Origin of the sequence: Streptomyces chisholmiae (assembly GCF_031845445.1) — a bacterium.
Lineage (GTDB): Bacteria > Actinomycetota > Actinomycetes > Streptomycetales > Streptomycetaceae > Streptomyces > Streptomyces chisholmiae.
Genome location: NZ_JAVREO010000009.1, coordinates 72,851 through 92,373 on the forward strand (window position 1 = coordinate 72,851; position 19,523 = coordinate 92,373).

Annotated in this window: 17 protein-coding genes and 2 pseudogenes; 14 read left to right on the plus strand and 5 right to left on the minus strand. The window is 72.8% G+C overall.

All coding sequences use genetic code 11. The features are described 5' to 3' along the window. Positions 1–67: 67 nt before the first annotated feature. Positions 68–1,201, minus strand: a complete 1,134-nt coding sequence (gene hppD / locus RM844_RS16430; RefSeq protein WP_311667951.1) for a 4-hydroxyphenylpyruvate dioxygenase — start codon at positions 1,199–1,201, stop codon at positions 68–70. A gap of 143 nt (positions 1,202–1,344) precedes the next feature. Between hppD and RM844_RS16435 the strand changes: the two are divergent. After that, a pseudogene (locus RM844_RS16435) lies at positions 1,345–1,815 on the plus strand (Lrp/AsnC family transcriptional regulator); the annotation flags it as partial. 432 nt (positions 1,816–2,247) lie between these two features. Here the strand turns inward: RM844_RS16435 and RM844_RS16440 are convergent. Next, positions 2,248–2,712 (minus strand): annotated as a pseudogene (locus RM844_RS16440) (SsgA family sporulation/cell division regulator); the annotation flags it as partial. Between the two features lie 504 nt (positions 2,713–3,216). On the opposite strand from RM844_RS16440, the gene RM844_RS16445 reads away from it, so the two are divergent. Both RM844_RS16445 and RM844_RS16450 read left to right on the plus strand, forming a co-directional pair. After that, on the plus strand, positions 3,217–5,127 hold the full coding sequence (locus RM844_RS16445) for an RDD family protein (protein WP_311667952.1): 1,911 nt from the start codon (positions 3,217–3,219) through the stop codon (positions 5,125–5,127). A 56-nt stretch (positions 5,128–5,183) separates the two neighbouring features. After that, positions 5,184–5,867 (plus strand): RDD family protein, encoded by a 684-nt coding sequence (locus RM844_RS16450; RefSeq protein ID WP_311667953.1) that lies wholly within the window; start codon positions 5,184–5,186, stop codon positions 5,865–5,867. Between the two features lie 420 nt (positions 5,868–6,287). Here the strand turns inward: RM844_RS16450 and RM844_RS16455 are convergent, their stop codons facing one another. Then, positions 6,288–6,584: a hypothetical protein gene (locus tag RM844_RS16455; RefSeq protein ID WP_311667954.1), complete on the minus strand. Its 297-nt coding sequence runs from the start codon at positions 6,582–6,584 to the stop codon at positions 6,288–6,290. Between the two features lie 332 nt (positions 6,585–6,916). Between RM844_RS16455 and RM844_RS16460 the strand changes: the two genes are divergently transcribed. Both RM844_RS16460 and RM844_RS16465 read left to right on the plus strand, forming a co-directional pair. Further along, positions 6,917–9,268: an immune inhibitor A domain-containing protein gene (locus RM844_RS16460; protein ID WP_311667955.1), complete on the plus strand. Its 2,352-nt coding sequence runs from the start codon at positions 6,917–6,919 to the stop codon at positions 9,266–9,268. Between the two features lie 181 nt (positions 9,269–9,449). Next, on the plus strand, positions 9,450–9,770 hold the full coding sequence (locus RM844_RS16465; protein ID WP_311667956.1) for a hypothetical protein: 321 nt from the start codon (positions 9,450–9,452) through the stop codon (positions 9,768–9,770). A gap of 46 nt (positions 9,771–9,816) precedes the next feature. On the opposite strand, the gene RM844_RS16470 is transcribed toward RM844_RS16465, so the two are convergent. Both RM844_RS16470 and RM844_RS16475 read right to left on the minus strand, forming a co-directional pair. Then, a complete protein-coding gene (locus RM844_RS16470; RefSeq protein WP_311667957.1) occupies positions 9,817–10,407 on the minus strand; it encodes an isochorismatase family protein in 591 nt (196 codons plus the stop codon). 130 nt (positions 10,408–10,537) lie between these two features. Next, positions 10,538–11,878, minus strand: a complete 1,341-nt coding sequence (locus RM844_RS16475; RefSeq protein ID WP_311668155.1) for a nicotinate phosphoribosyltransferase — start codon at positions 11,876–11,878, stop codon at positions 10,538–10,540. A 105-nt stretch (positions 11,879–11,983) separates the two neighbouring features. Between RM844_RS16475 and clpS the strand changes: the two genes are divergently transcribed. The 9 genes from clpS (at position 11,984) to RM844_RS16520 (ending at position 19,485) form a co-directional block, all read left to right on the plus strand. Further along, entirely contained in the window at positions 11,984–12,295 is a 312-nt protein-coding gene (gene clpS / locus RM844_RS16480) for an ATP-dependent Clp protease adapter ClpS (protein ID WP_311667959.1), read from the plus strand. Next, positions 12,295–12,900, plus strand: a complete 606-nt coding sequence (locus tag RM844_RS16485; RefSeq protein ID WP_311667960.1) for a DUF2017 domain-containing protein — start codon at positions 12,295–12,297, stop codon at positions 12,898–12,900. The genes clpS and RM844_RS16485 overlap by 1 nt, the downstream gene beginning before the upstream one ends. A gap of 59 nt (positions 12,901–12,959) precedes the next feature. Then, on the plus strand, positions 12,960–14,543 hold the full coding sequence (locus RM844_RS16490; protein WP_311667961.1) for an alanine/glycine:cation symporter family protein: 1,584 nt from the start codon (positions 12,960–12,962) through the stop codon (positions 14,541–14,543). A 51-nt stretch (positions 14,544–14,594) separates the two neighbouring features. After that, positions 14,595–15,032 (plus strand): M67 family metallopeptidase, encoded by a 438-nt coding sequence (locus RM844_RS16495; RefSeq protein ID WP_311667963.1) that lies wholly within the window; start codon positions 14,595–14,597, stop codon positions 15,030–15,032. A 260-nt stretch (positions 15,033–15,292) separates the two neighbouring features. After that, positions 15,293–15,571, plus strand: a complete 279-nt coding sequence (locus tag RM844_RS16500) for a MoaD/ThiS family protein (protein ID WP_311667964.1) — start codon at positions 15,293–15,295, stop codon at positions 15,569–15,571. Next, positions 15,571–16,521, plus strand: coding sequence for a PLP-dependent cysteine synthase family protein (locus tag RM844_RS16505; protein ID WP_311667965.1), 951 nt, complete (start codon positions 15,571–15,573; stop codon positions 16,519–16,521). Before RM844_RS16500 ends, RM844_RS16505 begins: the two co-directional genes overlap by 1 nt. Before the next feature lie 259 nt (positions 16,522–16,780). Further along, positions 16,781–17,314, plus strand: a complete 534-nt coding sequence (locus RM844_RS16510; protein ID WP_311667966.1) for an EF-hand domain-containing protein — start codon at positions 16,781–16,783, stop codon at positions 17,312–17,314. Positions 17,315–17,373: 59 nt separating this feature from the next. Continuing rightward, on the plus strand, positions 17,374–18,585 hold the full coding sequence (gene rodA, locus RM844_RS16515; RefSeq protein ID WP_394814526.1) for a rod shape-determining protein RodA: 1,212 nt from the start codon (positions 17,374–17,376) through the stop codon (positions 18,583–18,585). 135 nt (positions 18,586–18,720) lie between these two features. After that, the gene (locus RM844_RS16520) at positions 18,721–19,485 is read left to right on the plus strand and encodes an MBL fold metallo-hydrolase (RefSeq protein ID WP_311667968.1); all 765 of its coding nucleotides are present in this window, start codon (positions 18,721–18,723) and stop codon (positions 19,483–19,485) included. Positions 19,486–19,523 lie beyond the last annotated feature (38 nt).

A 19,523-nucleotide genomic window follows, 5' to 3' on the forward strand; every position in this document is an offset into this window, starting at 1 on the left:
GGCCGCCCGGAACGGGGACCGCCCCCGCGAGTGCAGGTCGCGGGGGCGGTTGTGGGGGGTGGTGTAGTTACAGATTCCCCCGCCGCGCCTGTTCACGCTCGATTGCCTCGAAGAGAGCTTTGAAGTTCCCTTTGCCAAACCCCATCGACCCGTGCCGTTCGATCAACTCGAAGAAGACGGTCGGGCGATCCTGTACCGGCTTGGTGAAGATCTGCAAGAGGTAGCCGTCCTCGTCCCGGTCGGCGAGCACCCGGCGTTCGCGCAGGGTTTCCACCGGCACCCGGGTCTCGCCCACCCAGGAGCCCAACTCGTCGTAGTAGGAGTCCGGCACGTCGAGAAACTCCACCCCGGCGGCCCGCATCTCGTCGACGGTGCGCACGATGTCGTTGGTGGCGAGCGCGATGTGCTGGACGCCGGCGCCGCCGTAGAACTCCAGGTACTCGTCGATCTGCGACTTCTTCCGGCCCGGGGCCGGCTCGTTGATCGGGAACTTCACCTTCCGTGAGCCGTCGGCCACCACTTTGGACATCAGGGCCGAGTACTCGGTCGCGATGTCGTCGCCGACGAATTCCTTCATGTTGGTGAAGCCCATCACCCGCTGGTAGAACTCCACCCACTCGTTCATCCGGCCGAGTTCGACATTCCCCACGCAGTGGTCGACGGCCTGGAAGAAGCGCCGTTCGGGGCGGGCGACCAGCGGGCGCGCCGGGTGGTAGCCCGGCAGGTAGGGGCCCTTGTAGTCGCGGCGCTCCACCAGGGTGTGCCGGGTCTCGCCGTAGGTGGCGACGGCCGCCAGCACCACCGTGCCGTGCTCGTCCGTGACCTCCTCCGGCGGCTGGATCGGCCGGGCGCCCTGCGCGGTCGCGTAGGCGAAGGCGGCCCTGGCGTCCGGCACCTCGATGGCCAGGTCCACCACGCCGTCCCCGTGCTCGGCGACGTGCCGGGCCAGCGCCCGGGCCTCCTCGCCGGCCGCCCTGACCACCGAGGTGAGGACGAACCTGGCGCCGCCCGACTCCAGGACGTAGGAGGCGAGTTCGGGGCTGCCGTGCTCCGGCCCCCGGTAGGCGACGAGGGTCATCCCGAACGCCGTCGAGTAGTAGTGCGCGGCCTGTTTGGCGTTGCCCACCGCGAAGACCACCGCGTCCATGCCCCGCACCGGGAAGGGGTCGTCCAGGCTGTGTCCAGTCGTGTGCGCAGTCATGCTCGCAGGGTGCGCCGCCCTGGCATTCTGTGCAATAGCCGACGTTTTTTGTGGGCATGTTGTACACCCATGGCCGGGTCACGCCGGTCGTTTCGCACAGGCTGCCCAGGGCTCGGTGAGCCCTGGTACGGGAGGGGTGGGGGATGGCGATCGACGCGCTGGACGCCCGGCTGATCGAGCTGCTCGCGCGGGAGCCGCGGATCGGGGTGCTGGAGGTGTCCCGCCGGCTCGGGGTGGCCCGCGGCACGGCCCAGGCCCGGCTGGAGAAGCTGCGGGCCCGCGGCGTGATCCGGGGCTTCGGGCCCGACGTGGACCCGGCCGCGATCGGCTTCCCGGTCACCGCCTTCGTCACCCTGGAGATCACCCAGGGGGTGGGCGAGCGGGTCCGCCGGCACCTCAGCCGGGTGCCCGAGGTGCTCGAACTGCACACCATCACCGGCCAGGGCGACCTGCTGTGCCGCCTGGTGGCCCGCTCCAACGAGGACCTCCAGCGGGTGATCGACCAGGTCGTCGGGTTCGCCGGCATCGTCCGCTCGTCCACCGTGATCGCCCTCTCCAACCCGGTGCCCATGCGCGTGATACCGCTGGTGCGGCACGCCGCCGGCTCAGCCGGCCGCCTCCCCGGGCTCCTCCCGGCGGCCGCCGCGGTCGGTGCCGTCGCCCCGGTCGGGGCGGTCGGGGAGGTCCGAGACACCGGAGATGTCGGAGAGGTCGACCCGGCGTTCGGCGGGGATGTCGGGGGACAGGTCGACGGCGCGCTCGGGCAGGTCGGCGAGGTCGCCGAGCCGGCTGACGTCGTGCCGGGCGGTCGGCGGCTCGGCGGGACACCGGCCGACGAACTCCTGGAGCCCCACCAGGTCGGTGAGGTCGGTCAGCCGGGAGAGGTCGGCCAGCCCCGGCGCCCGGGGCAGGCCGGGCGGTAGCTCGGCCGGGCCGGCCGGCTCGCCGGCCCGGTCGTGCCGCTCCTCCGGCTCCGGCCGGCCCGCCTCCCCGTCCGCCGGGAACGGCGCGCCCTCCGTGGCGAACGAGGCCGAGTCCGCGGTGAACGGGGACGCCTCCGTCGGGTAGGGGGCGGCGTCCGTGGTGAACGGGCTGGCCAGCAGCGCCCGCAACTCCCCGTCCAGGTCGCAGTCGCGCGCCTCGCGCCCGGGCGGCACCACCCGCATGGTCCGCTCCAACCAGGCCGCCACGGTGTGGCCCGGGATGCGCAGCAGCGCGTCGCCGTCCGGGGAGCGCAGCGAGAGGCACACCCGGGTCTCCAGCCGCTGGCACTCCTCCGGCACCTCCGGCCACACCCGCACGTCGCCCTGCCCGGCCGGCCGGAAGATCCCCTCCACCAGCAACTCCCGGGCGAAGGTCCAGTGCACGGGCGCGTCCGAACCGATGTGGAAGGTGATGTGCACGGCGTAGGGGTCGTCCGAACGGTAGGTGAGCCGGGCGGGCACGGGAATGCTCCGCTCGACGGAGAGCACCAGCTGGACGTCCAACTCCCGCTCGATGATGGTCTGCATGGCAAGACCCCCTTGTTCTCTGGTCCGTTCCTTGGGTCACCGCGCGACGGTGAACGCCGCTGGGGGAAGAGAGGGGACCGGATGCCGACTCTTACACGGGTTCGCCGGACTTTTCTCGCTTTCTTTCGTCGGCCGCCTTACCGGGTGCCACGACGGGCCGTTCACGGCGTGCCGGTTCGCGCTTCGCGGTACGGGGGCGGGGGGCTCGGCCGTGGCGCTGACGGGGACCCGGACGGGGTCCCGGCCGGGCCCGGCAGGGGGCGCGCGGCGGGCGGCGGGGGCGTGAACAGGCCGTCGGGCGACGGGAGTAGCGCGGTCGCCGGGGGCCGCGGCGGGCCGACCGCGGACGGAGAGGTGCCTCGGTTCCCCGGTACCGGCGGCTGTTGGTTAAGGTCCGTGGTACGACAGACTGATGAGGGGTACCGCCGTCCGCGCGGCGACGTAGCATCGTATCCCGCAGCGACCATTCAGCAGGATGCACGGACGAGGAGATTCGGCCCGCCTATGAGCCTCCCACCCGCAGGAAACGCCAGCGGCGGCCCGGGGCCCAACTGGTATCCAGACCCGTCCATTCCGGGCTATATCCGGTACTGGGACGGCCAGACCTGGGTGGCCGGCAGCAGCCGGCCGGAGCCCAGGGAAGGCGAGCCGCTGCCCACCCCGCCGTCGGCCGCCGCCGCCCCGGCGACGCCGCCGGCGACCCCGCCCGCGCAGGACGGCGGGGACGGCCGCGCCGCGCTGCCGGTGCGGGAGAACCGCGCGGAGATCGCGGCCAGCCGCGACCAGCGCGGTGGTTCCTGGCGCCCCGACGAGGACGCCAGCACCTCCCCGGTGGCCGCCGCCGGCCGCGTCGACCCGCGGGGCCAGTTCCTGCGTGCGCCGTCCGAGGGCTCCGAGCCGCCGGCCGTGCCGCGGCAGGCGGCCGCGCCGGCCGCGGACGCCGAGCCCCGCGACGAGCGGACCTTCGGGTCGCGGCAGGCCGATCCGCCGCAGCAGCCGGCCGCCGCGGCCGGGCCGCCCGGGCTCGGCCTGCCGGGCCAGCCCAAGCCGGCCGACGCCGGCGCGCCGCCGAGCGTCCCCGACGCGGCCGCGCCGGCGGCCGGTTCGGCCCCGCAGCCGCAGCCGCTGGCGCCGACCGCGCCCCAGACCGCACCGCAGACCGCGCCGGCCGCGGCCAGCCAGCCGCCGGCCGCCGGCCCGCCCGGGCTCGGCCTGCCGGGCGCGGCGGGCCAGGCCGCCGCGCCGGCGGCGGCGCCGCGGCAGCCGGCCCAGCCGGCGGTGCCCGCGCAGCAGCCGCCGGCGCAGGCCGGGCCGCAGGCGCCGGGGCCCGCCGCCGGGCCGCCCGGGCTCGGGCTGCCGGGCGCGCCGGCGCAGGCCGCCCAGGCCAGCGCGCCGACCGCGCCGCAGGCCCAGCCCGGCCAGCCGGGTCAGCATCCGGGGCCGCTGGGCCAGCAGCCCGGCCAGCAGGCGCCGCCCGGCCAGGGCGGGTTCGGGGCGCAGCCCCCGGCCGCCGGTACTCCGCAGCCGGGCCAGGGCTTCCCGCCCGCCGCCGGCGGCCCGGGCGGCCAGCCCAGCCCGGCGCAGGGCGTCCCGCAGCCAGGACAGCTCTTCCCGCCGCAGGCCGGTGGTCCGCAGGGCGGTGGCTACGGCTTCCCGCCGCCGGCCGCCGGCGCCCCGCAGGGCGGCGGTTACGGCTTCCCGCCGCCGGCCGGTGGTCCGCAGGGCGGTCCCCCGCAGGGGGGCGGCTACGGCTATCCGCCGCCGGCCGCCGGTGGTCCGCAGGGCGGCGGCTACGGGTACCCGCAGCAGCAGTCGCCGCAGGCGGCGCAGTCCGCCTACCTCCAGTCCCACGAGGGCTCGCCGCTCACCATGATGGCGAAGTTCAGCGGGCCGGAGCAGAAGTACCCGGCGACCTCCGGGCGGCGGCTCTTCGCCCGGATCATCGACTCGCTCCTCCCGTTGGGTGGCGCCATCGCGCTGGCGGTGCCGCTGCTCGGCGACGCGCGGGACCACCTCAGCGACCGCGTCGACGCCATCGAGCACGCCGGGGTCAACGAGACGGTCTGGCTGATCGACGGCACCACGGGCGGCTATCTCGCCATGGTGCTCGGCGTCTTCTTCGGCGTCGGCCTGCTCTTCGAGGTGCTGCCGGTCGCGCTCTGGGGCACCACCCCGGGCAAGGCGATGCTCGGCCTCAAGGTGCTGGACATGGAGAGCCAGGAGGCGCCCTCCTTCGGGCGGGCGATCGTGCGCTGGTTGGTCTACAACTCGCTGTCGCTGGTCCTGGTCGGGATCGTCAACATGATCCTGGCGACCCGGGACCAGCCGTGGCGTCAGGGTTGGCACGACAAGGCGGCGCGTACCTTCGTCGCGGGCCGGGGGCAGCCGGCTGACCCGGTCGGCCCAGCCCAGTAGCCCGTCCGCCGCCCGCCCGGATGCGCGGTCGCCGGGGTCGGGGTGGACTCGCTGCCATGAGCACCGAGCAGCCCCAGCCAGGCCCCGGCGGCGAGCCGGAACGAAACCGGCCCCCCGACGCCGAGCCGGGCCGGCACCGGCCCGTCGATCCGGCCAACTCCCGCGACCCGGGCCTGCCGCCGGCGCCGCCGCCCCCGGCGGCCGGCGACACCACGGGGGTGGCCGGCGTCGGCGGGGCCGACCGTTACGGGAGCAACCCGTACGGCGGGCCGCAGGGCGCCGCCGACCCGCTGGCCGGGATGCCGCCGCTGGCCCCGCTGGGCCGCCGCCTGCTGGCCCGGATCATCGACATGCTGGTCGTCGGCATCCCGATGACCCTGCTGCTCTGGCCGATCATCGGTGCCTACGACTTCGACGACGGCGGCGGTGGCGAGGGCTACCTGCGGCAGGCCGTGATCATCCTGGTGTACTTCGTCTACGAGGGGCTGATGTTGAGCGCCCGGGGGCAGACGCTGGGCAAGATGGCGATGCGGATCCGGGTGGCGATGCTGGCCGACGGCTCCGTACCGCAGGGCCGCCCCGGGTGGCTGCGCGCCGCCGTCTACTCGCTGCCGCAGCTGGTGTCCTGCGTGGGCTTCGTCTTCTGGCTGGTCAACGTGCTCTTCTGCACCTGGGACCAGCCCTACCGGCAGTGTCTGCACGACAAGGCGGCCCGCACCGTCGTGGTCACCGCCCGCTGACCGCCGCCCCCCGAACCGGCCCGAACACCCCTGCCGGCCGGGCCGTCGCCCGATCAGACCCGGACCCGATCAGACCCGGACCCGATCAGACCCGGACCCGGTCGGACCCGGACCTGACCTCGTCCGGACCCGGACCCGGTCAGCCCCGTCAGCCCTCGGTCACCCGAGACCAACCCCGGACCGGATCGGACCCAACCCGGTCCCCGCACCCGGTCAGCTGCCGTCGGCCCCGACCAGGACCAACCCCGGACCCGAACCGGTCAGCCTCCAGCAGCCCTGGCCAGCGCCCGGTCATCCCAGGACAAGCCTTGGCTCCGACCAGAGCAACCCCGAACCGCAACCGGCCACTCGGCGACGGTCCCGGTCATCCATGGTCATCCCTGGTCGGTCCCGGTCAGCCCGGCCACGCCGTCAGTCCGGTCAGGCCCGGACCTGCACCCGGCGGCGGTCGGCGGGCGTCCGCCGGGGCGTCGCCGGCGCGGTCCCGGCCGGCCGGTCGTCCGGCTCCGCCGGGGCCGCCGGCGCCGCGTCGGGGCGGCCGGCCCGGCGCCCGGCGCCGAACCGCAGCGCCACCGCGGTGCCCGCCGCCAGCGCCCCGGCCGCGACCAACAGCGCGGCCGGGCCCGGGAGTTCGGGCGCGACGAACAGCGCCAGCAGGGTGAGGGAGACCACGGTGACCGAACCGTAGACGAGCTGCGCGGCGGTCGGGTGCGGCATGGCGGGTTCCGTCCTCGGATGGAGTGCTGTAGCCGGCCGGAGAGCCGAGGGGAGGCCCCTCGGCGACGACTCTACGAGCCTCGATGCCCGCCGGACGAACGGGGTAAGCACCCGGTCAGTGCCGCGGTGGGAGCACGGGGGGCGCACCGGTTCACCCGGACGGGGCGACCGCCGGGCCGCGTCGCTGACGGTACGCCGACAGGCCGCCGAAAAACGGTAGTTGGCTCCCAACCCGGAATCAAGGGCTGTCTTTTTCTGTCTTACTCATGTCAAATGCGTCCCGTTAGAACACTGCGAGAACACTGCGTGCGCAGGGGAGGACTGGCGAACAGGTGAAGCTAGGAAAGAGATCCACGAGATCCACGACCGCCGCCGTCGCGACGGTGATCGCCGCACTCGGTGCGGCGGCTCTGGTGCCGACCGGTACCGCGCAGGCGCAGCCGCCGGCCCAGGGCACCGAGGAACCGGCCCAGGACCTGCGATTCAACGCCGCCGAGCACGAGTTGGAGAACCCGCTCGCCGAGAAGCGCGACGCGCGGCGGCAGCAGGCGTACCAGCAGCTCATCTCCGGTGAGTCCGACGCCACCACACTGGCCGGCTCCGAGGTCGTCGAACTGAGCGAGGGCGAGTTCGTCGAGGTGGCCACCACCGGCACCGACAAGATCTTCACCGTGCTGGTGGAGTTCGGCGACCAGGTCGACCCCGTCTACGGCGGCGACCCGGGCCCGTTGGCCAACGAGATCGCGGAGCCCGACCGGGAGGTGGACAACTCCACCATCTGGCAGGAGGACTTCGACCGCCAGTACTACGAGGACATCTACTACTCGGACGACCCCGACGTACCGTCCGTCAAGCAGTACTTCGAGCAGCAGTCCTCCGGCCGCTACTCCATCGACGGCCACGTGACCGACTGGGTGAAGGTCGACTACAACGAGGCCAGGTACGGCACCAACATCTGCGGCAGCAACGTCTGCGAAGAGGTCTGGGACGTCATCGCGCACGGCGTCACGGTCTGGTACGAGGACCAGCTCGCGGCCGGCGTGAGCCCGGAGGAGATCGCCGAGATCCTGGCCGAGTACGACGTCCAGGACCGCTACGACTACGACGGCGACGGCGACTTCAACGAGCCGGACGGCTACCTGGACCACTTCCAGATCGTGCACGCCGGCGAGGACGCGTCGGCCGGCGGCGGGGCGCAGGGCGACGACGCCATCTGGGCGCACCGCTGGTACGCCTACAACGACCAGATCGGCCACACCGGTCCGGACTACAACCTGGCCGGCGGCACCCAGATCGGCGACACCGGGCTGTGGATCGGTGACTACACCATCCAGCCGGAGAACGGCGGCGTCGGCGTCTTCGCCCACGAGTACGCCCACGACCTCGGGCTGCCCGACCTCTACGACACCGCGGGCGGCGAGAACGGCACCGCGTTCTGGTCCGCGATGTCCTCCGGCTCCTGGCTGGGCAACGGGGACGGCGCGATCGGCACCCTGCCCAACGACATGGGTTCCTGGGAGAAGCTGCAACTCGGCTGGCTGGACTACGAGGTGGCGCAGGCCGCGTCCACCTCGCTGCACCTGCTCGGCCCGTCCAGCGAGGTCTACCCGCAGCGGGACAGCACCCAGGCGGTGATCGTCGAGCTGCCGGAGAAGACCGTCACCCACGAGATCGCCGAGCCCGCCGAGGGCGAGTCCCAGTGGTGGAGCGGCTCGGGCGACGACCTGAGCAACACCCTCACCCGGACCGTCGACCTCACCGGCGCCAGCACCGCCTCGCTGGACCTGACCGGTTGGTGGTCCATCGAGGAGGGGTACGACAACCTCTACATCGAGGCGTCCACCGGCTCGGGTTGGACCCCGCTGGACGGCACCGTGGACGGCGAGCCGCTGCCCAGGGACAGCGCCGACCGCCCGGTGATCACCGGCGTCTCGGACGGCCACCGGGCCGTCTCCGTCCCGCTGGACGCCTACGCGGGCGGCAGCGTGGACGTCCGGTTCCGCTACCAGACCGACGGCGCGCTGGCCGAGACCGGCTTCACCGCCGACGAGATCACCATCACCGCCGACGGCGAGGTCGTCTTCAGCGACAACGCCGAGGACGGCGAGGGTGACTGGCAGGTCAACGGGTTCTCCGTGGTCGGCGCCTCGATCACCGACGACTACCCGCAGTACTACATCGTGGAGAGCCGTCAGTACGTCGGCTACGACACCACGCTGGAGAACGGCCCGTACAACTTCGGCTGGCTGGACGAGCGGCCGGACTGGGTCGAGCACTACTCCTACGAGAACGGCATGTTGGTGTGGCTGTGGGACACCTCGCAGACCGACAACAACACCAGCCAGCACCCGGGCGAGGGCCTGATCCTGCCGGTGGACGCGCACCCGACGGCCGAGACGTGGGCGGACGGTTCGCCGCTCCGCAACCGTTTCCAGGCCAGGGACGCCACCTTCGGCCGGTCCGACACCGCCGAGCTGACCGTCCATCAGAACGGCGTGCCCACCACCCTGCCGAGCCAGGACGCGGCCCGCGCCTTCGACGACCGTCGGGGGGACTACTACGACGAGGCCAACCCCGGGAACAGCGTGATCGTCCCGAACACCAACACCCGGATCTCGGTGCTCGTGGAGCCGAGGAACGAGACCCGGCCGCTGGTGGTGCTGGTCTCGCGCAGCGGGTTCTGACCGGACACGTCCGGTGATGATCGGGTCGCAGTGCGTTCATGATCGTCGGGTGTCACTGTGACCAACTAGAAAACCGCAGGTCAGAGCATGTATCGGCCGCCGCCCCTCGACGGGCGGCGGCCGATCGCGTAAGGATGTCGTAAGCCATCATCGAAGGAGAACGAGCCGGGAAAGGTGTCCGATGACCGACGGAGGGTTTGTGCGGCTGCCGGACGGCAGCGTCGTCGTCGCGCTGGCCGTGCCGAGGCCCGACGCGTCAGGCCGCACGGTGCGGGTGCTGGTGCACGCGGCGAACCGCCCCAGGGCGCTGACCCGGGTGCGGAACCTCGGCCTGCGGGAGGTCTACCTCAGGGGCAACGCGGCCCCGCCCACCCCGGACGAGATCTCCGCCGTGCTGCACCACCCGGAGGGCGTGGTCTGGCGGTCGGCGCCGTGCGGCCTCACGGAGGGCTGGCACCCGATGACGCACCTGCTCCGCCCGGCCGCCCGGCTGGCCTCCTGACCGTCCGGGGGCCGGCCGGTCAGGCCCGTCAGCCCGGTCAGTCCCGTCAGGCCCGGACCACCGGGCTGCCGGTCAGCTCCACGCCGGCGCCGGCCAGCTCGGTCAGCGCCTGCTCGACGGTCTGCCCCGCCACCCCGGCGGTGAGCCCCAGCAGCACCCGGGTGCGGAAGCCGGCCTCGGCCGCGTCCAGCGCGGTGGCCTTCACACAGTGGTCGGTCGCGATGCCCACCACGTCCACCTCGGTCACGTCCCGGGCCCGCAGCCACTCGGCGAGGCCGGTGCCGGACTCGTCCCGGCCCTCGAAGCCGCTGTAGGCGGCCTCGTGCGCGCCCTTGTCGAAGCAGGCCTCCACGGCGCCCGAGGCGACGGCGGGGGCGAAGTTCGGGTGGAAGCCCACCCCCTCGGTGCCGGCCACGCAGTGCCGCGGCCAGCTGGTCCGGAAGTCCGGGTCGGCCGAGAAGTGCCCGCCCGGGTCGATGTGCCGGTCCCTGGTGGCCACCACATGCCGGTAGCCGGGCGTCGCCGCGCCGATCAGATCGGTGATCGCGGCGGCGACGTCGGCGCCGCCGGCGACGGCGAGGCTGCCGCCCTCGCAGAAGTCGTTCTGCACATCGACGACGATCAACGCGCGGTACATCGCCAGCACCTCGTTCTCTCGATGAACCCGATGGACCCGGTCAACCCGGTGGACCTGGTGGACCCGGTAAAGCCGGTGAACCCGGTGACCATGGAACCCGGGCCGGGCCCGAGCCTACTAAGCGTCGGCCTCATGCGGTGGGTGTCAGGTAGCGGGTCGGGAGGACGGGCTCGCCGCGGGACAGCTGGGTGGCCGACAGCGGCAGCCCGGCGCGGGCCCGGACGTGCCGCTCCCGGGCGGCGTCGAGCGACTCCCGGCCGACCGGCTCGCCGTTCCGCACCAGCTCGACGCCCAGCCGCCGGTCGGCCAGCTCGGCCGGCACCTCGCCGGTGCCGATCACCTCGGCCTCGGCGTACCCCTCCGGGTCGGTCGGCCGGGCGGCCCACTTGACGCCGGCCACCGAGAGCTTGCCGCCCAGCGACTTCTTGGCGACCGGCCGCATCGGCGCGTCCGGCCCCTCCCCTTCGGCCCGGGCGACCAGCTTGTAGACCATCGAGCAGGTGGGGTGGCCGGAGCCGGTGACCAGCTGGGTACCGACGCCGTAGGCGTCCACCGGGGCGGCGGCCAGCGAGGCGATGGCGTACTCGTCCAGGTCGCTGGTGACCACGATCCTGGTCTCCTGGGCGCCCAGCTCGTCCAGCTGCCGGCGCACCTGGTGGGCGACCATCAGCAGGTCCCCCGAGTCGATCCGGACCGCGCCCAGCTCGGGCCCGGCGACCTCGACCGCGGTGCGCACCGCCTCGGCCACGTCGTAGGTGTCCACCAGCAGCGTGGTGCCGCGGCCCAGCGAGTCGACCTGGGCGGTGAACGCGTGCCGCTCGGTGTCGTGCAGCAGCGTGAACGCGTGCGCGCTGGTGCCGACGGTCGGGATGCCGTAGCGGTAGCCGGCGGCCAGGTTCGAGGTGGTCGAGAAGCCGCCCACGTAGGCGGCGCGGGCCGCGGCCACCGCGCTCAGCTCGTGGGTCCGCCGGGCGCCCATCTCCATCAGCGGGCGGTCGGCCGCGGCCACCGCCATCCGGGAGGCGGCGGCGGCGACCGCCGAGTCGTGGTTGAGGATGGAGAGCACCACCGTCTCCAGCACCACGCACTCGGCGAAGGTGCCCTCCACCTGGAGGATCGGCGAGCCGGGGAAGTACACCTCGCCCTCGGGGTAGCCGCGGACCGTGCCGCGGAAGCGGTAGTCGGCCAGCCAGTCGAGGGTGGGGCCGTCGACCACCTCGTTGCGGTCGAGGAAGTCGAGCATCTCGGGTTCGAAGCGGAAGTTGGTCACCGCGTCCAGCACCCGGCCGGTGCCGGCCACCACCCCGTAGCGGCGGCCCTCGGGCAGTCGCCGGGTGAAGACCTCGAATACGGAGCGGCGGTGCGCGGTGCCGGCCCGGAGGGCGGCGCGCAGCATGGTCAGCTCGTACTGGTCGGTGAAGAGCGCGGTCGAGGGCACCGTCACCAGCGGCCCCGGCCGCCTGTGGTCCATGACGTCCATGGCCTCAGCGTACCCCCAATCTCGTCAGATTGACGATATCTCTCTGGTGGGTCGCCGCCCGGGCCGTTTGGGTCGGGGGGTGGGGGTGGTGGCAGCATGGGGGGTGTGACTGCCATGCCCGTGGAGATCGAACGCACCGAGGAGCAGGCCGCGCCCGACCAGGCGCTGGCGCCGGACGTCCCATGGGTCACCGTGGTGCACAACGACCCGGTGAATCTGATGAGTTACGTGACCTACGTCTTCCAGACCTATTTCGGCTATTCGAAGGACAAGGCCAAGAAACTCATGCTTGACGTCCACCACAAGGGCCGGGCCGTGGTGTCCCAGGGCACCCGGGAGGAAATGGAGCGGGACGTGCAGGCGATGCACGGATACGGGCTCTGGGCGACGCTCCAGCAGGACCGCTGATGTCCGGCTATTTCGAGCCGGCCGGCGGCCGGGACGGCGGCGCCAGGGTCGTGCTCGACGAGGTCGAGATCTCCATTCTGCGCAGCCTGGCGGTGCAGCTGCTGGAGCTGATCGGGCCCGAGGAGACGGTGGCCGAGGACGCCGACCCGCTGGCCGCGCTCTTCGCCGAAGGCCCCACCGAGCCGCCCACCGACCCGGCCCTGGCCCGGCTCTTCCCGGACGCCTACGTGGACCCGGAGCGGGGCGCCGGCCCCGAGGGACGCACCCGTTCGGCCGAGTTCCGCCGCTTCACCGAGAGCGACCTGCGCGCCCAGAAGCGGGAGCGGCTGCTGGCCATGGTCCGCGACCTGGACGGGGCGGCCGCGCGCCGCCCCCCGGGGGCCGAGGGGGCCCCGCTGACGCTGGCCGGGCCGGCCGCCGAGACCTGGCTCGGCGGGCTCAACGACCTGCGGCTGGTGATCGCCGCGCGGCTCGATATCGAGGACGAGTCCACCACGGAAAAGCTGTTCGAACTGCCGGACGAAGACCCGAGAAAACCCATGGTGATGGCCTTTCTCTGGCTCGGCGGACTCCAGGAGTCACTGGTGGCGACACTTCTGCCGTGACCTTCGTTCACGGATAACCTGACGGTGCTTTTATTTCGCGCACCGTCAGGAGTCCGTTTATGGCGAGCCCACACTCCTGGACCGACGGGATCGACCGGACGGTCAACGACCTCGTCGAACCCGTCAGCTCCGCGCTCACCGGCGTGGTGTTCTACGAGGTCGAACTCTTCGGCGGCGGCTTCCCCCTGATCGTGGGGTGGCTGGCGGTGGCCGGGCTGGTCTTCACCCTGCTCTTCGGCTTCGTGCAGATCCGGCACCTGCCGCTGGCCGTCCGGCTGGTGCGGGGCCGCTACGAGCAGCCGGACGCGCCCGGCGAGGTGACCCACTTCCAGGCGCTGACCTCGGCGGTCTCCGGCACCGTCGGGCTCGGCAACATCGCCGGCGTGGCCATCGCCGTCTCGATCGGCGGCCCCGGCGCCACCGTCTGGATGATGCTCTGCGGCTTCCTCGGCATGGCCAGCAAGTTCGTCGAGTGCACGCTGGGCGTCCGGTACCGGGAGATCGACCAGCGGGGGCGGGTCTCCGGCGGGCCGATGCAGTACCTCCGCAAGGGGCTCGCCGAGCGCGGGCTGCCCCGGCTGGGCGGCGCGCTCTCGCTGCTGGCCGCCGTGATGATCCTGTTCTTCGCGTTCTTCGGCGGCAACCTCTTCCAGGTCAACCAGAGCCTGGAGCAGCTGGTCGCGGTCACCGAGGACCACACCACGTTCTTCGCCGGCTCCGCCGGGGCGCTGCTCTTCGGCGCGCTGGTGGCCGTCCTCGCCGGGCTGGTGCTGCTCGGCGGCATCCGGGCGATCGGCCGGGTCACCAGCCGGCTGGTGCCGGCCATGGCGATCCTCTACTGCGCCGCCTGCCTGGTGGTGATCGGCTGCAACGCCACCGCGGTGCCCGGCGCGGTGAGCACCATCTGCCGCGCGGCGGTCAGCCCCGAGGGGGTGGCCGGCGGCCTGGTCGGCGCGCTGATCGTCGGCTTCCAGCGGGCCGCGTTCTCCAACGAGGCGGGCGTCGGCTCGGCGCCGATCGCGCACTCGGCGGTCAAGACCAAGCGGCCGGCGACCGAGGGCCTGGTCGCGCTGATCGAGCCGTTCCTGGACACCGTGGTGATCTGCACCATGACCGCGCTCACCATCGTGGTGGCCGGCGGCCCGCTCTACCAGGAGGCCAGGGAGCGGGCGGCGGCCGGCGAGTCGGTCGAGGGGAACGCCGTCGGCATCTCGATCACCTCGGACGCCTTCGAGACCGCGCTGCCCGGCTTCCCCGTGGTGCTCACCGTGGCCGTCTTCCTCTTCGCCTTCGCCACGATCATCACCTGGGGCTACTACGGTCTCAAGGCGTGGACGCACCTGTTCGGCGCCGGCCGGTTCGCCGACGGCAGCTACAAGGTCCTGTTCTGCCTGCTCACCGTCGGCGGCGCGCTGCTCTCGCTGGGCACCCTGGTGGAGCTGGCGGACGCCTTCCTCTTCCTGGCCGCGGTCTGCAACATCATCGGGCTCTACCTGCTGGCCCCGGTGGTGCGGGCGGAGCTGCGCAAGGTGCTGGTCTACGTGCGGCGGCGGGACGCGGGGGACTCCGAGGAGGAGATCGAGGCCGCCGAGCTGGCCGCCGAGCAGGCCGAGTCGGCGGACGACATCACGCTGGCCAAGTAAGCCGCCCGGCCCCGTGGCGTCCCGCCGGAGGCCGCGGCTTATGGTGGCCCCATGTTGACCATCACGGCGGAACTGCGGGACCAGATCATCGCCCACGCCCGGGCCGACCACCCGGACGAGGCCTGTGGCGTCGTCGCCGGCCCGGCCGGCTCGGACCGCCCGGAGCGGTTCGTGCCGATGCTCAACGCGGCCCGCTCGCCCACCTTCTACGAGTTCGACTCGCAGGACCTGCTGCGGCTCCACCGGGAGATGGACGACCGGGACGAGGAGCCGGTGGTCATCTACCACTCGCACACCGCGACCGAGGCGCACCCCTCCCGCACCGACATCTCCCTGGCCAGCGAGCCCGGCGCGCACTACGTGCTGGTCTCCACCGCCGAGTGCGGCAACGACGAGGGCCCGGTCTCCTTCCGTTCGTTCCGCATCGTGGACGAGGTGGTCACCGAGGAGGAGGTCCGGGTGGTCGACGCCTACCCGGCCGCCGGGTAACGCCCGCCGTACCCCCCGTCACGCCCCACCGCCGGCCGCCGCCCTCGCCGTGCCGACCGCCAACGACGCTGGTCAGCCGTGGTCTTGCCGGCCGCTGAGACGGAGGCGTTCGCATGCTGAACGCTCTCGATCGGCTGCTCGGGAATCGATACGATGACGCCATGGTTCTCCCGGACGTGCGCGACATCCGACCACCAGCGGCCGGTCGCCCGTCGTCGTAGCCAGTCCCGCGTCCGTCCGTCTTCTTCTGGAGTCCTTTCATGGCCATCGAGGTCCGCATCCCGACCATCCTCCGTACCTACACCGACGGCGAGAAGGCCGTCACCGGCAACGGGAAGACCATCGACGAGCTGTTCTCCGACCTGGAGGCCAACCACCCGGGCATCCGGGAGCGGCTGGTGGACGGCGCCGAGCTGCGCCGCTTCGTGAACGTCTACCTGAACGACGAGGACGTCCGCTTCCTGGACGGCATCGGCACCGCGCTGAAGGACGGCGACAGCGTCACGATCCTCCCGGCGGTCGCCGGGGGCATGCGCTGATGCGTTTCGACAGCGCGCTGGCGTCGGTGGGGAACACCCCGCTGGTGCGGCTGCCCCGGCTCTCGCCGAGCGACTCGGTGCGCGTCTGGGCCAAGCTGGAGGACCGGAACCCGACGGGTTCGATCAAGGACCGTCCCGCGCTGTACATGATCGAGCAGGCGGAGAAGGACGGCCGGCTCACCCCCGGGTGCACCATCCTGGAGCCCACCTCGGGGAACACCGGGATCTCGCTGGCCATGGCGGCCCGCCTCAAGGGATACCGGATCATCTGCGTGATGCCGGAGAACACCTCGGCCGAGCGGCGCCAGCTGCTGGCCATGTGGGGCGCCGAGATCATCTCGTCGCCGGCCGCCGGCGGCTCCAACACCGCCGTCCGGGTGGCCAAGGAGCTGGCCGCCGAGCACCCGGACTGGGTGATGCTCTACCAGTACGGCAACCCGGACAACGCCGGCGCGCACTACGCCACCACCGGCCCGGAGATCCTCGCCGACCTGCCCTCGGTCACCCACTTCGTGGCCGGCCTGGGCACCACCGGCACCCTGATGGGCGTCGGCCGCTACCTGCGGGAGCAGCGCCCCGAGGTCGAGATCGTGGCCGCCGAGCCGCGCTACGACGACCTGGTCTACGGCCTGCGGAACCTGGACGAGGGCTTCGTGCCCGAGCTGTACGACGACTCCGTGCTGACCACCCGGTACTCGGTGGGCTCCGAGGACGCGGTGCGCCGGGTGCGGGAGCTGCTGGACCAGGAGGGCGTCTTCGCCGGCGTCTCCACCGGCGCCGTGCTGCACGCCGCGCTGGGCGTGGCCCGCAAGGTGGCCGACGCCGGCCGGTCGGCGGACATCGTCTTCGTGGTCGCCGACGCCGGCTGGAAGTACCTCTCCACCGGGATCTACGAGGCGGCCTCCGTCGAGGAGGCCGTGGCCCGGCTCCAGGGCCAGCTCTGGGCCTGACCGCACCCTGCCGCGCCGACGGCCCCGCCGCTTCCGAGCGGCGGGGCCGACGCCGTTTCGCCTGGCCGGCCGCCGGCGTCCCCCTTTCGGATGAGTGAGCCGGCTTTCCCTGGGCAACCGCCCTGCCCGGCCCGATAGTTGGGGGGCCGTCCGGATCGTCGGGCGGCTGTTCCGGAGCCGGGTCCCGGTGCGCGACCGCGCGCCGGGACCGCGCTCCGCCGCGCCCGCGCGCGCGGCCGACTGAGAGGTGAACGGTGCCATGCACGCAGCGGCGGTCAACCGGGTCAGGGTGGTCTTCGACCTGTTCGACGCGGACGGTAACGGGGTGCTGGAGCCCGTGGACTTCGAGCTGATGGCCGACCGGGTGGTGGCCGCCGCCCCGCACTCCGCCGCCGCCGACCACCAGGCGCTGCGCGCGGCCTTCCACCGGTACTGGACGACGCTGGCCGACGTCCTGGACACCAACGGCGACGGCCGGATCGACTTCGACGAGTACACCGCCTGCGTGCTCTCCCCCGAGCGGTTCGAGGCCACCATCGACGAGTTCGCCGAGGCGCTGGCCGCCCTCGGTGACCCGGAGGGGCTGGGCACGGTCGGGCGGGCCGACTTCATGGCGCTGATGCTGGCGATCGGCTTCGAGGAGGAGCGGATCGACGCGCTCTTCGACGCCTTCGAGCCCTCGGCGGACGACCGGATCGGCGTCGACACCTGGGCGGTCGGCATCCGGGACTACTACGCCCCGGACAAGGCGGGCATCCCCGGCGACCACCTGGCCGGCGGCGTCGCGGCCTGACCGCCGAGGGGGCACGCGCCCGGGGCGACTGCTGACGCTCCGCAGCGCATCGGACACGTATGGTCATATGTGTGACCGTACGCAGTTACTCCCTCTCCGCACCGCAGGCCGGCGAGCAGAGCGTCTGGCGCATCCTCACCGCCAGGGGCTCGCTCGCCCGCCTGCTGGACTGGCCGCTCACCCTCGCGGCAGTGACGCTCACCACCCTCGGCACCCTGCTGGTTTACTCGGCCACCCGCAACCGCACCGACCTGAACAACGGTGAGCCCGAGTTCTTCCTGATGCGCCAGCTGCTCAACGTCGGCATCGCGCTGGCGCTGGCCGGCCTGATCGTCTGGTACGGCTACCTGCGGCTGCGGGCCGCCGTGCCCGTGCTCTACCTGGCCTGCGTGGCCCTCTCGCTGCTGGTGCTGAGTCCGCTGGGCGCCACGGTCAACGGCTCCCGCAGCTGGCTGCAACTGCCGGGTGGCTTCGCGTTCCAGCCGTCCGAGCTGCTGAAGATCGGGGTGATCCTCGCCATGGCGCTGCTGCTGGCGGCGCCCGGCGGCAACCAGCGGCGGCACGGCCCCGACGTCCGCACCGTGCTCCAGGCGCTGCTGGTGGTCACGGTGCCCGCGGTGCTGGTGATGCTGATGCCGGACGTGGGGCAGACCATGGTGCTGGCGGTGATCGCGCTGGGCGTGCTGGCCGCCGCCGGCACCGGCCGGGCCTGGTTGCTGGGCCTGGTGGGGCTCGGGGTGGCCGGGGCGATCACGGTCTGGCAGGTCGGGCTGCTGGACGAGTACCAGATCAACCGGTTCGCCGCGTTCGCCAACCCGGCCCTGGACCCGGCCGGTGTGGGGTACAACACCAACCAGGCCAGGATCGCCATCGGCTCCGGCGGGCTGACCGGGCAGGGGCTCTTCCACGGCAGTCAGACGCTGGGTCAGTTCGTGCCGGAGCAGCACACCGACTTCATCTTCACCGTGGCCGGCGAGGAACTCGGCTTCCTCGGCGCCGGCCTGGTCATCGCGCTGCTCGGGGTGGTGCTCTGGCGCGGCTGCCGGATCGCCGCCGAGGCGCCCGACCCGTACGGCACCATCGTGGCGGTCGGCATCGTGGCCTGGGTCGCCTTCCAGACCTTCCAGAACATGGGGATGGCGCTGGGAATCATGCCGGTGACGGGTCTTCCGCTGCCGTTCCTCTCCTACGGCGGTTCCTCGATGTTCGCCATCTGGATCGCCGTCGGACTGCTGCTCGCCATCCGGATTCGCTCACGTACCAGAATGTGACCGAACTCTTCGAGCTGGTGTTTTGCCGGCTACCCCCGGGCTGGTGATTCCGCCCACACCCGGGGCCGGCGAGGGGCGGCCGGCCATTCGGCGACTTACAGTCGTTCGAACCCCACCACGGAGGTTCCCCCGTATATGAAGCTCACCGTCGTCGGCTGTTCCGGGTCGTTCCCCTCAGCGGACTCGGCCTGCTCCAGCTACCTCGTCGAGGCCGAGGGCTACCGGCTGCTCCTCGACCTGGGCAATGGCGCCCTCGGCGAGCTACAGAAGTACTGCGGGCTGTACGACGTGGACGCCATCGCGCTCAGCCATCTCCACCCCGACCACTGCATCGACATGTGCGCCTACTTCGTCGCCCGCTACTACCGGCACGACGGCGGGCGGCCGGCGCCGGTCCCGGTCTACGGGCCGGCCGACACCGCGGCGCGGCTGACCACCGCCTACGGCGACGTGCCCGACGAGTCGGCGATGCGGGAGGTCTTCGACTTCCACACGCTGGGCGCGCCCGGCGCCCCCGACGTGCTCACCCTCGGCCCGTTCTCGGTCCGCACCGCCCGGGTGAACCACCCGGTGGAGACCTACGGCTTCCGGATCGAGCACGCCGGCGGCTCGCTCTGCTACTCGGGGGACACGGGCGACTGCGCCGAGCTGGCCCAACTCGCCGCCGGGGTTGACCTGTTCCTCTGCGAGGCGTCGTTCACCCACGGCAAGGAGCACGCGCCGGAGGTGCATCTCAACGGCCGGGAGGCCGGCGAGTGCGCGCAACGGGCCGGCGCCGAGCGGCTGGTGCTCACCCACATCCCGCCGTGGACCGAGGCCCAGGTGAGCCTCGGGGACGCCAAGGCCGCCTTCGACGGGCCGGTCGAGCTGGCCCGCCCGGGCGCCGTCTACGAGATCTGACGGCCCGGCAGCCGCCCCGGAATCCGGGGATCGTCGCT